This is a genomic window from Escherichia sp. E4702 (assembly GCF_963883545.1).
Taxonomy (GTDB): domain Bacteria; phylum Pseudomonadota; class Gammaproteobacteria; order Enterobacterales; family Enterobacteriaceae; genus Escherichia.
The window spans coordinates 1-13,575 of record NZ_CAWORF010000002.1; the positions used below are offsets into that span (position 1 = coordinate 1).

Annotated in this window: 16 protein-coding genes; 1 reads left to right on the forward strand and 15 read right to left on the reverse strand. The window is 52.7% G+C overall.

All coding sequences use genetic code 11. The features are described from left to right. The 5 genes from AACU94_RS00145 to lpoA all read right to left on the reverse strand — a co-directional run. Positions 1 to 181 (reverse strand): hypothetical protein (locus AACU94_RS00145; protein ID WP_205713087.1); only part of this gene is annotated, 181 nt, incomplete at its 3' end. 11 nt (positions 182 to 192) lie between these two features. Then, positions 193 to 768 (reverse strand): division/outer membrane stress-associated lipid-binding lipoprotein, encoded by a 576-nt coding sequence (gene dolP / locus AACU94_RS00150; protein WP_000646037.1) that lies wholly within the window; start codon positions 766 to 768, stop codon positions 193 to 195. A gap of 9 nt (positions 769 to 777) precedes the next feature. After that, positions 778 to 1,368 carry a DnaA initiator-associating protein DiaA gene (gene diaA / locus AACU94_RS00155; RefSeq protein ID WP_001158034.1) on the reverse strand — a complete coding sequence of 197 codons (591 nt, stop codon included), beginning with the start codon at positions 1,366 to 1,368 and terminating at the stop codon, positions 778 to 780. A 19-nt stretch (positions 1,369 to 1,387) separates the two neighbouring features. Further along, positions 1,388 to 1,783 carry a YraN family protein gene (locus tag AACU94_RS00160; protein WP_130219225.1) on the reverse strand — a complete coding sequence of 132 codons (396 nt, stop codon included), beginning with the start codon at positions 1,781 to 1,783 and terminating at the stop codon, positions 1,388 to 1,390. Then, positions 1,741 to 3,777: a penicillin-binding protein activator LpoA gene (lpoA, locus tag AACU94_RS00165; protein ID WP_135488701.1), complete on the reverse strand. Its 2,037-nt coding sequence runs from the start codon at positions 3,775 to 3,777 to the stop codon at positions 1,741 to 1,743. Before lpoA ends, AACU94_RS00160 begins: the two co-directional genes overlap by 43 nt. A 64-nt stretch (positions 3,778 to 3,841) precedes the next feature. On the opposite strand from lpoA, the gene rsmI reads away from it, so the two are divergent. Next, complete coding sequence (gene rsmI, locus AACU94_RS00170; RefSeq protein WP_135488702.1) at positions 3,842 to 4,705, forward strand: 16S rRNA (cytidine(1402)-2'-O)-methyltransferase; 864 nt, start codon at positions 3,842 to 3,844, stop codon at positions 4,703 to 4,705. A gap of 54 nt (positions 4,706 to 4,759) precedes the next feature. Here rsmI and AACU94_RS00175 read toward each other — a convergent pair whose 3' ends face one another. The 10 genes from AACU94_RS00175 to agaW form a co-directional block, all read right to left on the reverse strand. Further along, positions 4,760 to 5,527, reverse strand: coding sequence for a galactosamine-6-phosphate isomerase (locus AACU94_RS00175; protein ID WP_135488728.1), 768 nt, complete (start codon positions 5,525 to 5,527; stop codon positions 4,760 to 4,762). Between the two features lie 174 nt (positions 5,528 to 5,701). Then, positions 5,702 to 6,493 (reverse strand): PTS galactosamine transporter subunit IID, encoded by a 792-nt coding sequence (gene agaD, locus AACU94_RS00180; protein WP_000534351.1) that lies wholly within the window; start codon positions 6,491 to 6,493, stop codon positions 5,702 to 5,704. Then, the gene (gene agaC, locus AACU94_RS00185; protein ID WP_130204632.1) at positions 6,483 to 7,286 is read right to left on the reverse strand and encodes a PTS galactosamine transporter subunit IIC; all 804 of its coding nucleotides are present in this window, start codon (positions 7,284 to 7,286) and stop codon (positions 6,483 to 6,485) included. The genes agaD and agaC overlap by 11 nt, the downstream gene beginning before the upstream one ends. Before the next feature lie 38 nt (positions 7,287 to 7,324). Continuing rightward, positions 7,325 to 7,801, reverse strand: coding sequence for a PTS galactosamine transporter subunit IIB (agaB, locus tag AACU94_RS00190; RefSeq protein WP_130219231.1), 477 nt, complete (start codon positions 7,799 to 7,801; stop codon positions 7,325 to 7,327). 165 nt (positions 7,802 to 7,966) lie between these two features. Then, positions 7,967 to 8,827 (reverse strand): tagatose-bisphosphate aldolase subunit KbaY, encoded by an 861-nt coding sequence (gene kbaY, locus AACU94_RS00195; protein WP_135488703.1) that lies wholly within the window; start codon positions 8,825 to 8,827, stop codon positions 7,967 to 7,969. Between the two features lie 12 nt (positions 8,828 to 8,839). Next, positions 8,840 to 9,994, reverse strand: coding sequence for an AgaS family sugar isomerase (locus AACU94_RS00200; RefSeq protein WP_135488704.1), 1,155 nt, complete (start codon positions 9,992 to 9,994; stop codon positions 8,840 to 8,842). A 350-nt stretch (positions 9,995 to 10,344) separates the two neighbouring features. Further along, the gene (nagA, locus tag AACU94_RS00205) at positions 10,345 to 11,478 is read right to left on the reverse strand and encodes an N-acetylglucosamine-6-phosphate deacetylase (RefSeq protein ID WP_135488705.1); all 1,134 of its coding nucleotides are present in this window, start codon (positions 11,476 to 11,478) and stop codon (positions 10,345 to 10,347) included. Next, positions 11,475 to 11,909 carry a PTS galactosamine/N-acetylgalactosamine transporter subunit IIA gene (gene agaF / locus AACU94_RS00210; protein ID WP_000948824.1) on the reverse strand — a complete coding sequence of 145 codons (435 nt, stop codon included), beginning with the start codon at positions 11,907 to 11,909 and terminating at the stop codon, positions 11,475 to 11,477. Before agaF ends, nagA begins: the two co-directional genes overlap by 4 nt. A 17-nt stretch (positions 11,910 to 11,926) precedes the next feature. Then, positions 11,927 to 12,805: a PTS N-acetylgalactosamine transporter subunit IID gene (gene agaE / locus AACU94_RS00215; RefSeq protein WP_001295548.1), complete on the reverse strand. Its 879-nt coding sequence runs from the start codon at positions 12,803 to 12,805 to the stop codon at positions 11,927 to 11,929. Continuing rightward, positions 12,795 to 13,574, reverse strand: coding sequence for a PTS N-acetylgalactosamine transporter subunit IIC (gene agaW, locus AACU94_RS00220; RefSeq protein ID WP_000406214.1), 780 nt, complete (start codon positions 13,572 to 13,574; stop codon positions 12,795 to 12,797). The genes agaE and agaW overlap by 11 nt, the downstream gene beginning before the upstream one ends. Position 13,575 lies beyond the last annotated feature (1 nt).

Genomic DNA, 13,575 nt, shown 5'->3' on the forward strand with positions numbered 1-13,575 from the left:
ACGGCAGTTGGATGCGGCGTAAACGCCTTATCTGCCTACGTTTTGTGTCGTTGTAGGCCTGATAAGACGCGGCAAGCGTCGCATCAGGCAACAGCAGTCGGATGCGGCGTAAACGCCTTATCCGGCCTACGTTTGTATCGTTGTAGGCCTGATAAGACGCGGCAAGCGTCGCATCAGGCATTACAAGGGCTGCTATTTAATAAACGTAAACGCCGTGGTTACCCGCTTTACGCCGCTCACCCGGCTGGCAATATCTGCCGCTGCTTTCGCTTCACGTTCAGTCACCAGCCCCATCAGGAACACTTCACCATTTTCGGTGGTCACTTTCACGTTGGACGATTTCACCAGATCGCTGGTTAAGAGCTGCGAACGCACTTTGGTGGTGATCCACGTATCGTTAGACGCTTCGCCCAGACCAATCGGCTGGCCCTGACGAATCTCGTTATACACTTCGTTGGCACCGTCTACGCCCATAGCAATCTGTTTGGCGCGAGCCGAAAGCTCAGAGTTTGGTGACTGCCCAACCAGCAGCACTTTGCCCTGATAGGCCGTTACATTAATGCGCGCTTCTTTCTTAATCTGTTCGTCTTTCGACAATGCGCTGTTCACGCGCACTTCCAGAGTACCATCGTCCACCTGGGTACCGACACTGCGTGGGTCAGTTGCGGCTTTGGTACCCACAGCAGCGGTACCCACTACGGCAGCGGCAACACAACCTTGCAACAGCAGCGCGGAAATAAGGACTGCGATTGGCGATAATGCCTTCATGTATTCTCCTTAATCATCCTGGTGAGGGAAAAGCGTGTTATCGATCAGATCGCACAGGCAATTTACCGTCAGCATATGCATTTCCTGAATGCGAGCACTACGATGTGAAGGAATGCGGATCTCTACATCCTGTGGCCCTAACAAACCAGCAAGTTCACCGCCGTCATAGCCGGTTAATGCCACAATGGTCATATCACGCGTAACGGCGGCTTCAACCGCTTTTACGATATCGCGGCTGTTGCCACGGGTGGAAATGGCTAACAATACATCTCCCGCATGACCCAGCGCCCGCACCTGTTTTGCATACACTTCATCATGTAAGCGATCGTTGGCAATCGCCGTTAAGACAACATTATCAGTATTTAGTGCAATGGCAGGTAGGCTGGGCCGCTCCGTTTCGAAACGGTTGATCATGCTGGCAGCAAAATGCTGTGCGTTGGCAGCGGAGGTTCCATTACCACAACAGAGGATTTTGTTGCCATTGAGCAGAGACTGAACCAGCGTCATGGCTGCACGGGAGATGGCATCCGGAAGCGCCTCTGCCGCCGCAATTTGAGTTTGAATGCTTTCAGTGAAGCAAGCTTTAATTCTTTCTTGCACGCTAATCCTTAAACCTTAATTATGAGTGGTCATTAAAGGCATCCTTAATCCACTCAACCTCATTCCCGGTGAAGGCTACCACATCGAACCGGCAATCCACAGTATCAAAACTCCCATTATGACGCGCGAGCCACAAGCGGGCAGTCTGTAATAATTTGTGTTGTTTGCTGCGGGTCACACTGGCTACCGCGCCGCCGTAAAGGGCAGAGCGGCGGTAGCGCACTTCGACAAAAACGGTGGTCTGGCCTTCACGCATTATCAGATCGATCTCGCCGCCACGCTCGTTCACGTTAGCGGCGATAAACCGCAGTCCTTTGCCTTCCAGCCAGCGACGCGCTTGCGCTTCCCACGCATCGCCGGTCTGTTTAGTGGTTAACTGGCGGGGACTACCTGACCTTGTTGGTACTGTAGCCATGATAACTTCCTGTTAATCACGCAATCCGGGTTAGCCGTCAGACCTCCGGTATTACCGTTGATTTCAAAACCCTGAACCTGGCGCATTTGTGAGAAATGATTTGCCAGCGACCATGCATCAACACCCATTGCATACATGCGAGCCAGCGAATAATCGTTATTCACCGCGCTTAGTGCCTGCTGCATTAACGGCAGATTACCGCCTGCCAGCATCGGGATCTCGCTGTACTGTAATCCTTCCATCTCAAGTCGGAAATCAGGGCCAGCGGAGCCTTGTGCGCTGCGGGAACTGGCGTACAGCGTTGCGCCGCTATGACTGCCGTTACGCATGGCGATCATCGGTTTGACGAAAGCGATTTCGCCCGGCGTTGCCACAATATAGACCGCGTCGACACGACCACCGTTATTAGTGAACTGGTCATCGTTTGGTGTGGTTTGCAGCGTCGGATTGTTTGTGGTCATGCCGGAATCGGTTGTCGCTCTGGGAGTAATCGGGCTACCCGTTAAGGCGATGCCGGAGCCGCCGTTCACGCCCGCGCGTAATTCGCTGATGGAACCAAATTTTTGTTGCAGAACGGTGCCGCCACCCAATTTCTGCCACTCTTGCGCGAAGGCGTTTGCTACGCGGTCGCCAAGCGAACTGCGCGGGATCAGCACCAGCGGCGCCTGTTTCCCCTGGTCACGAATATGACGTGCCGCATCGCGTGCTTCATCTTCCGGCGATAGCGCGAAGTAACAGATATTAGCGCGGTTTTCGATATTTTCCGGCTGATTCAGCGCCAGAACGTTCAGTGGAGTGTTGCTCTTCAGCAACTCCTCAACATTATTTTTCAGCAGCGGACCGACCACAATGCTCGCGCCGTCTTGCTGAACCTGGCTTAAGATCTGGCTAAGCGGTTGTGATGAGGTATCGTAGATTTTCAGTTCTGCGGCTGGATTCGCTGGCGTGCTTACCGCCGCAGTACTTGCCGCAGGGGCGCTTACAGGCACCGGCTGCGCTGCGGTTTCTTCACCCATTAGATCGCTAACCGAGGCTTGTGCCGGGCTGGCAACGCCATCCACGGTTTGTGGCTGGGGTTGTTCTGCTACGTCAGCGGCAGGTGCGGCAGCTACCTGAGCCGCCACTGGCTGAGTGCCAATGTTTTTCGCCGCTTCAAAGCCTTGCTGAATTGTGCGACCAAATACCGCAGCCTGACCATTCAACGGCAGCAGCAGGGCGATTTTATTGGTCGATGCTGGTTTGAACGCTTTTACGTTTACCAACTGTGTTGGCAGCATTTTCGCGCCCGGGTTGTTCGGATAACGTTTTTGCCAGTCGGCGATCCCGGCTTTCATCATGTCGGGATCGTTACGGTTATCAAACCAGACGCGTTGCAGATCCAGCCAGCCTTGCAGGATATTTTCTTCGGCGTTAATCACCAGCGTATTCGCCTGTTCCTGAGTCATGGACGATAGCGCCTGCCAGGTAGCGTCAATATTCTGCTGCTTTTCTTTCGCGCCGAGCAGAGGTTCCTGGGCGACTAACGCACGCAGCAATTCAATTGAAGGACGTCCCTGACTGGCATCGATTTTTGCCTGCCAGTAACGCGCCTGCTGGTTTTGCTCTAAATCGGCAGGTGTGATTTTCGCCAGCAAGGTCTGTGCGCCAGTAAAATCTTTTTGCGCCAGTTTAATCTCTACCGCTAGTAGCGTTTTCTCGCGACGCTGGGTATCGTTCAGTTCTTGCGGCAGTTGGTTAAACAACTCCACCGCCTGCCCGGTTTTACCTTCTTTCACCAGTGCACGAATGGCGAGTAATTGCCAGTTGATCCTGGTATCATCGGAGCTTTGCTGCATCTGCTGAAGATAAAAGGCAGAATCGGCCTGCGCCGTCCCCTGCATGTAGGCAGTGGACTGATCGGGGGTATGGGTGCCACAACCGGCGAAAATTAGGGCTGCCAGAACAACAGGCAGACAACGCGCGGCTTTCAAACGAGAAAATGTTGAGGGTACCATAATGTATCCAGTGATATTTTTTTTACGCAATGCTCAATATTAAATCGGCAATACGGACGACACAATGAAACAACACCAATCGGCGGATAATTCTCAAGGCCAGCTCTATATTGTACCTACGCCAATCGGTAATCTGGCGGACATTACCCAGCGTGCGCTTGAGGTATTGCAGGCTGTTGATCTGATTGCTGCCGAGGATACCCGTCATACCGGTTTACTGCTGCAACATTTTGGCATAAACGCCCGGTTGTTCGCGCTTCATGACCATAATGAACAACAAAAAGCCGAAACGCTGCTGGCGAAGCTACAGGAAGGGCAAAACATTGCGCTGGTTTCCGATGCCGGGACGCCGCTGATAAACGATCCGGGCTACCATCTGGTGCGAACCTGCCGTGAAGCGGGGATTCGCATAGTGCCACTACCGGGGCCATGTGCTGCCATCACTGCGTTAAGCGCCGCGGGTTTACCATCAGATCGTTTTTGTTATGAAGGCTTCCTGCCTGCCAAATCAAAAGGCCGCCGCGATGCGTTGAAAGCCATTGAAGCGGAACCACGTACGCTGATTTTTTATGAATCGACCCACCGTCTGCTAGATAGCCTTGAAGATATCGTTGCGGTATTAGGCGAATCGCGCTACGTGGTGCTGGCACGTGAGCTCACCAAAACCTGGGAAACCATTCACGGCGCGCCCGTTGGCGAGCTGCTGGCGTGGGTAAAGGAAGATGAAAATCGCCGCAAAGGCGAAATGGTGCTGATTATCGAAGGCCATAAGGCGCAGGAAGACGACTTACCCGCAGATGCGCTGCGCACGCTGGCGCTGTTACAGGCCGAGCTTCCGCTGAAGAAAGCGGCGGCGCTGGCGGCAGAGATTCACGGCGTGAAGAAAAATGCTCTGTATAAGTATGCGCTGGAGCAGCAAGGGGAGTGATTTGATTACAGGCGTCGCAGCAGGAATAGAGCTACAACGCCTGTACCAGGCGAGTTAACGACGACACATCTCATCAATCACGCATGTGAAATGGTTATGCAGCCATAAAAACGAAGCCGGGATAGCGGTGGAGACTTTAGCCGTGAGAAAACGCGCTGTTGCATCCTGCTTTCCTTCGCCAGTCACCAGTAGCAAAACTTCGCGGGCAGTGAGAATATCCTTCAGTCCTAAGGTGATCCCCCGGGTTACGGGGCGACCCGCGGTTATTAACATTTCATGTTGCTGCGTTCTGGCATCAAGTTGGCTGATATGGCAGGCCGGTTGCAGGCTTTCTCCCGGCTCGTTCAGCCCCAGATGACCGTTTTTCCCCAGTCCAAGTACGCACAAATCGATACCACCTTTGAGCGCAATCAGGTTCGTTACCCGCTCACACTCCGTCTCGTTAATATCTTCAGAGCGAAAGCTGATGAACTGGTCTTCACGTAGCCCCAGCGGCTGTACGATATGTTGCTGAAGGAAGGTCTCGCAGGTGCCGGGCAGGGTTAATGGCAGATCCACCCATTCGTCGAGCTTGACGAAGGTCAGCTGGCTGACATCAACATGCTGCTGGTGGATTTTCTCCACCAGATAATAATACGTCAGTAATGGCGTGGCTCCGGTCGCCAGGCAGATCACGGCGTTCGGTTTACTACGAATCACACCCAATAAATATTCGCTGGCGCGTTCACTTAACGCCGTATAGTTTTCAACTTGCTGAAGGATTTGCACAGGATGAAATTCCTTAAGTAAAGAGGCTCCGTCAGGTGCGATGCTCAGACCGATGGCAAACGCAAAATTGCCTGATGCGCTACGCTTATCAGGCCTACATCGTTTCTGCAATATATTGAATTTGCATGATTTTGTAGGCCGGATAAGGCGGTAACGCCGCATCCGGCATGAACAAAGCGATTTTTGTTAACAATCTGAGGCACCGCCAGACGCAGTGCCTCGTTTTATTTATAAAATGCCGAAGGCGGAACAAACGATGGAAAGCACAAAAGTCACGCCGATTAACAGCACCGGATGCGCTTTTTTCACCCGCAGGAAGTAATACATCAGCAGGGTATAAGCCATCGGCAAAATATTCGGGAAGACTTTATCGAAGAAATCCTGCTGCAGCGCGACGCTGTGGGTACTGTCGATGGCAAACGACGTTACCACGTTAATATGCACATATGAAGCGATCAGCCCGCCAATTACCGTGATCCCGAGGATGGTTGCCGAACGGGCGATCATCTGCGAGTTCTCTCGCACTTTATCGATAGCCTTTACGCCGACTGAATAACCGACGTGGGTCCAGCCGACGCGGAGGAAAAAGATAAGCAGGTAAACGGCGAAGAACAGAATCGGCCCCAGCAGGTTTCCCTGGCTGGCAAATGATGAGCAAATTCCCGCCATAATCGGCAACAAAGTGAACCAGAAAATCGCATCGCCAATCCCGGCGATTGGGCCAAACAGCGCCACTTTGAGGCCTTTAATGGTGTCGCGGTTTTCCCCTTTCTCTTCCATCGAAATTAACAATCCCATCAGGAATCCGACCAGATTCGGATGGGTATTAATAAATTCGAGATTATCTTTCATCGCCGCGCTTAAGCCCGGTTTGTCGTCCTTATAAATCTTTTTCAGGATCGGCAACATCGCCCAGGTAAAACCGCCCGCCTGCATCCTTTCGTAGTTAAAGCTCGCTTGCAGCAGCGACGAACGAAAGCCCAGACGGGTGATATCTTTTTTACTGATTTCAGATCCCATTGCTGTAGTCCTCTTCTTCATTTTTACTGGCAACGGGCTGCGGTTGCGCTTGCTGCCGGGATTTCGCATTGAAAAACTCATACACCGCAAAGCCTGCGCCCAGCACGGCAACCGGCAACAGGTTGCTGACCTGGATGTAGCAAACAAACAGGAAACCAGCGATCAGGTAAGGGATATATTGCGCTTTGAACATCACGCGCAGCAGCAGACCAAAACCAACGGCAGGTAGAATGCCGCCAGCCACTTCAAAGCCGTGGGTCAGCCAGGCGGGCATCGCCTTCACCAGCGCCTGCATCGCGCCCTGCGCCAGGTAAGTACAGAGGAAAGCAATCACCGCATACGCTAAAGCGACGATGAGCATCGTTGTCCAGTTAAGTCGGGAAAACGCTGCTGTATCCGCCTCTTTCGCGCATTTATCGGCTTTGGTCATAAATAATGAGAAAGCGGAATAGAAGAACAGAATGACGTACTGCATTAACAAACTAAATGGCAGGCCAAGACCAATTGCCGTTTTGGCATCAACGCCCGTAGACCATGCAATGACAGTGGTCATCAGCCCCGCCATAATCGGGTTGGGCGGCTGAACACCACCGGCAGGGGTTAATCCGGCGAAAGCCAGCTCTGTCAGACCACCGGTAATTAAGCCAGTCTGAATATCACCGAGAATAGCGCCAGTGAGGGTACAAACGATTATCGGGCGGAATAAAAATAAGGCTTCCAGCCAAAAATCAATCCCCAGAACGAAAACTAACGCCGCCAGGGATAGCCCCTGAATTAGGGTTATTTCATGCATTTTTATTACCTCAAACCAATATTAAGGCGATTTTAAATTTAGTCAGGAATTTGTTCTTTTTGATCGCCGGGGACGTCCTGGATAAAAACATTCACGCCGCGTTGTTTAATAAAATGTAAGTCCGTGAGATCTTGAGAATCGACATACACTTTACTGCTGATTTGCTTTTTCCCTTCCGAGAAATGCATATTACCGACGTTGACATCTTTCAGGTCAATACCACCTTCTACCAATTTACGTACCGTCTGCGGCGTCCGGCAAATCAGGAAGATTTTCTGATGCGGCGCAGCTTTGCCGATAACGTTAATGGTTTTTTCGATAGTAAAGAAACGAATGCCAAAGCCGTAGGTTTCCGCGGTAATCCCCATCAATTTCTGTTGAATATCATCGTTCGCGACGACATCATCCACGACCACCAGCAGATTCGCACCGATAGTGGATGTCCAGGTCACGCCAACCTGGCCATGAACCAGACGGTTATCAATACGGGTTAAGAGAATATTTGGACTGCTCATTGTGTCATCCTCACCATAAAGTTGAATAATATAATTTTTTAAATATATTATTATTGAGACATTGTACTGATGTATTTATTAATGTTTGGTTATCTCCTTTGCCATTAATGCACTACCCGATATTAATCGGGCAGTGCATTCTGAAAAATCGTATAAAATTAATGATTACGCGGAAATTCGATTCGCTGAACCACAGACATTAATTTTATTTCTGACAACTTCTTTCATCGCATCCATACCGACGCGCATATAATAACGAGGATCATTACCCTGCGGATTTTCCGCGAACCAGGCTTTTACCGCACCTGCGAAGGCAATTTTTAATTCCGTGGCAACGTTCACTTTTGTTACACCAAGCTCAATAGTGCGGCGGACAAATTCATCCGGGACATCGCTGGCACCATGCAGCACCAGAGGAACATCCACCACTTCACGAATTTCCGCCAGCCGCTGGAAATCAATCTTCGGCGTTTTGCTGTATAAGCCGTGCGCCGTACCAATCGCTACTGCCAGGCTGTCGACGCCAGTCAGTTCGACAAAGCGTTTAGCTTCTTGTGGATCGGTCAGGAATGCACTTTCGGTGTCAACGCTCATGTCATCTTCCACACCGCCCAGGCGGCCCAGTTCTGCTTCCACGCTGCAATCCTGGGAGTGGCAGAAGTCGACAACCGATTTCACCAGCTTCACGTTCTCGGCAAACGGGAAGTGGCTGCCGTCGATCATCGCACTGCGCACGCCTGCGTGGACTTTACGGCGAATATCATCCAGCGATTCGTGGTGGTCGAGATGCAGCGCCAGTGGCATGTTGTAGGTTGTGGAATAGGCGCTACACAGGGCGTAGATCTCTTCCAGCGCGATGTGTTTAAAGGTCCCCGGCGTTCCGGCGAGGATCACCGGCGATCGCATTTCGCTACATACTTCGAGGATCGCCTGGATCGTCTCGGCGTTATGAATGTTAAAGGCTGGCACCGCGTAGCCATTGGCCTGGGCGTCCTGTAACAGATATTTGGTGGAGATAATGCTCATAATGCGATCCTCTTATGCCTGCCACGGATGAATGATTACGCCTTGCACCACGCGGTTTACGGTGCCACTGGCTGATGGGGTATCCGGCGTATTGCCCATGTGCAATGACTGCATGAGTGCAAACGTCTGGGCGTACATCAGGAAGCAAAATGCCTGTTCAACGTCGATAAAGTGACGGGATGGCGGCAGGATGATATGCGGGCCAGCGGCGATAACGTCGGTGCTTTCCGCGGCGATGGCGATTACGCGCATTGCCTGGTTGTCACGGCGGAGTTCTGCCAGCAGATCAAGATCATACTGACGGGTGTAAGGGTGGCTGGAGACAAACACCACCACCAACGTTTCGTTATCGACCAGCGATTTTGGTCCATGACGGAATCCGGTCGGGGAATCATAAAAGGCCGCCAGCTTACCCGCCGTCAGTTCCAGCACTTTCAGCGCCGACTCGCGTGCTGCGCCCTGTAAGCCACCGCTGCCGAGATAAACGATCCGTTTCCACGGTGCGTAACCAAACACACCTTCGCTGAAATCGCCCAGTGAGGTCAGGATCGCCTGGCAACGATCCGCCACATCGCGGAAGGTTTGGCCGTTGATCGTCTCAGGTGCGAAAACCGCAAGGCAGCTGGCCATCATGGTGGTAATGCTGCTGGTCATCGCAAAGCCGCGATCGTGTGTTTCTGCGGGCATCAGCAGGGCGAACGCGTTGTCGCTGTTGATCGCGTTTTGGTAAAGAGCGCCCGCTTCGTTGCAGGTGATCGGCAGGTGATAGCATTCTGGTACAAACTGATTCGCCAGCTCCACGGCGGCGACGCTTTCCGGGCTGTTGCCGGATCGACCGAAGGAGATCAACAGCAGCGGATGGGCTGGATTCAGGTAGTCCATTGGATTGGTGACCAGATCGGTGGTTGGTACGGCGCTGAAGTTTTTGCCGGTATGGCTGGCAAGCCACGGCGCGATGATGTCACCGATAAATGCCGAGGTTCCGGCTCCGGTCAGGATGATCCGCAGATTCTCTTTGCGCAGTAACGGTTCAATGAAGTTATTGAGTGCGGAACGTAGCGCGTCGATGTTGGTGAGTGAACGGATCCATGCGCGAGGCTGATGGCGGATCTCTTCTTCAGTCCATGTGCCGGTGGTCGCGGCAGCAGGGGTGTAATTTTCTGGCATAACTCAATCCTTAGTCTGATGAACTTGACTTCCGGCGTGGTAGCTTTCGCTTGCCTTTCGTTTCATTTCACTTAGTGATTTCTTTCGTTGATTAAAATCTATAGAAAAGAAACTGAAAGTTCAATGGAGAAAAGGGAAATAAAACGAAATCTGTGATCGTTGAAAGAAAAGATAAGGGAAGCAAAAGGGATTTCCGGATGCGGCGTAAACGCTTTATCCGGCCTTACGGTCACCAACTGTAGGTCGGATAAGGCGCGTCAGCGTCGCATCCGACACCACTGCTCAGATCAAAACGAAAGAAAAAGAAAGGCCTTACGGGGGAAGTGAAGGCCCAACAACGGAGCAAACAATTAAAACGAAGCTAATTGACCCTGAACCCAAATTTGTTGCACATGCAGCCCGCTATCCAGCGCAACGACGCTGGCGCGTTTGCCCGGTTTAAGCGATCCCAGAACACCATCAACACCCAGCATTCGCGCCGGATGCAGCGACGCCATATGGATCGCTTCCGCAGGCGTTACGCCCGTCAGCTCAACCATGTTGCGCACTGCCGCATCGACAGACAGCGTACTGCCCGCCAGCCCACCGGACGCGGTACGGACAACGCCACCGCGCATCTGCACATCTTCACCACATAACGTATAACGACCATCCGGCATCCCGGCTGCCTGCATCGCGTCGGTGATCAGTACGATTCTCTCTTTCGCACAGCAACAACACAGCGACATCGCCGCCGGATGCACATGATGCCCATCGGCTATCAGTTCCAGCCAGGCGCGCTTGTCCGTTAATCCCGCGCCAACCATTCCCGGTTCGCGGTGATGTAAACCTGTCATCCCGTTATAGCAATGCACCAGGCCGTCGGCACCAGCATCAAACGCGGCACGGGTTTGTTGCCAGGTCGCCGCGCTATGCCCCAGCATCACCCGTACGTTTTGCTGTTTAAGATGGCGGATGGCCTGCAATGCCCCTTCTTTTTCTGGTGCCAGCGCTACCACGCGCAAGGTGTGCTGAGAAACGGCAATCAATTGATCCAGCTCGGCAATTTCCAGCTCGCGGAACAGCTCCGGCGGATGTGCGCCTTTATTCTGCGGCGTGAAGTACGGTCCTTCGAGATAACTCCCCAGCACTTGCGCACCAGGTCCGCCGCGTTGGCAACGTTGAGCAATACGTTTCAGCGCCGCATGAATGGCATTAATCGGCGCGGTTACGGTAGTCGGCAACCAACTGCCGACACCTTCGCGCGCTTTGTGCATTGCCAGTTTGTCGAGCACATCCGGCGCGTCATCCATTACATCAACGCCCGCACCACCGTGTACATGAGTGTCGATGTAAGCAGGGCAGAGCAGTTCCGCATCGTGTTCAGTCACGCCCACTGGAATCGGTTCGATTGCTGCGATGACATCGTCAGCAATACGCAACTGATGGTCATCGAGCCATCCTTCTTCAGTCAGCAGCCTTCTGGCGCGCAGAACGTGTGTCATATTCCTTCCTCGACCGGACATTCCTCATGGCAGCGGCCTAACTCGTCCACCAGACTGGTCAGCCCACGATGTCCACACTCCAGCGCCTGCACACGGAATTCTTCACCGCTTAACCCTTCGCGCTCCAGCACCATCTCCAGTAGCAGTTGCAAATTGGTGCCGGTGATCACTTCACAGCCCGGTTTTTGCATCGCCAGCGTTGAAGCTACGCGAAACGGCGTGCCGCCCAGCAAATCCGTCAGAAAAACAATGCCGTCTTCACAATCCAGTTGGGCAATGGCCTCTTCAAGCTGCGATGTAAGCAGCGCGGTGCTTGAGGTTTCGGGAAAATCGATGGCAATAAACTGTGATTGCTCGCCGAGGATTTGCTTCATTGCTTTTTCCATGCCGCTGGCAAATCCGCCATGCCCTGTCAAAATAATACTTAACATCTAATACCTCATTGTATTTAAAGGAAATGACAGAATTTACCGACGATGCCGAGAACCACGGTCACCGCAATCAGGCGCAGCGGACTCCAGCCGCGGCGTACCAGCCAGAACATGGTCAGGGTGTAGACCAGTGGTAAGAAGGCAGGCATCAGTTTGTCGATAACATCAGCCTGTAACTTAACCACTGCGTCGCCCGCCGTGATTTCCAGCGTGGTACTTAAGCGAACATAGGTTGCCACCAGCGCACCGATTACCGTCATCCCAACGATAGACGCTGCATGGCCGACTTTTTTGGTATTCGCTTTAATCAGCGGGATCGCTGCGACGCCCATTCGATACGCGTAATGCGCAAGACCAAAACGCAAACCAAGATGCACCACGTTGAACAGCACAATAAATACGACTGCGCCGAGAATAGAGCCTTGTAGTGCGAGGCTTGCACCTATCCCGCCACAAATCGGCAGTAGCGTTAGCCAGAACATCGCATCGCCAATCCCGCCGAGCGGCGCACCGACGGCAATTTTGGTGCTCTGAATACTGTTTACATCCTGCTTAGAACGCTCCATCGCAAGGATAATGCCGATAACAAACGTCACCAGAAACGGATGGGTATTGAAGAAACCCATATGCCCCTTCATGGCGCGCGCCAGGTCGCGTTTATTAGTGTGGATCTTTTTCAGAGCAGGCAGCAGACCGTACAACCAGCCGGAAGCCTGCATACGTTCGTAGTTAAAAGAAGCCTGTAACAGCATGGAACGCCAGGCGACGCGGTTGATATCTTTTTTCGTCAGTTCCGCGCCAATGCTCTGATCTTCATACACGTTTTCATTGACGCCAGTCAGCAATGTTTCTTCGTTTTCACTGACGTTCGGCAGGGTGGTTTGATTAGATGCCATCTTCAAATTCCTCTTTCTGTGCCGCAGGTTGAGTCGGTTCAGGAGATTTACGCAGCAGATCGATCAGCGCCATCGCCAGCGCGGCGGCAGCAATAGCCAGCACCGGTAACTTGAGCCAGGCTGCGGCAACAAAGCCCAGGATGAAGTAGGGGATGTAGACATTTTTCATCATGATTTTCAGCAGCACGGCAAAACCGATTGCTGGCATGATGCCGCCCGCGACGCCGAGGCCGTCGATTAATCGTTGCGGCAGGACATCAATGATGGTTTTTGCATGTTCCGCACCGAAGTAGATAGGCAGGAAAGCGCAGAGAAAATAGAAAGTGCCGAGTGCCAGCAGTGCCAGATAGTTCACGCGTTCAATGCCGCGAGTATCGGCGTTCTCCGCCATCCGGTCGCAGCGAGACATCACGCCAGACATCACCGAGAACAGGAAGGTTATCCCCATCTGTACCGCAACCGCGAAAGGTACGGCGACACCGACCGCGACATCGGGTTTCACGCCAGTAGTAATGGCAAACGCTGTGCCGACGATAGTACCGATAATCACGTTAGGCGGCTGTGCGCCCGCCAGCGGGGCCAGTCCCATCCACACCAGTTCCAGCGTACCGCCGGTTAAAATACCGGTATGCAGATCGCCAAGTACCAGCCCGACCAACGGGCCGAGAACCACCGGGCGGTGCATATGGGTTAAGCCGTTAAACATATCCAGGCCAGCGATAAAGGCGATAATGCCCAACGCAAATGCCTGTAACAGACTGATTTCCATG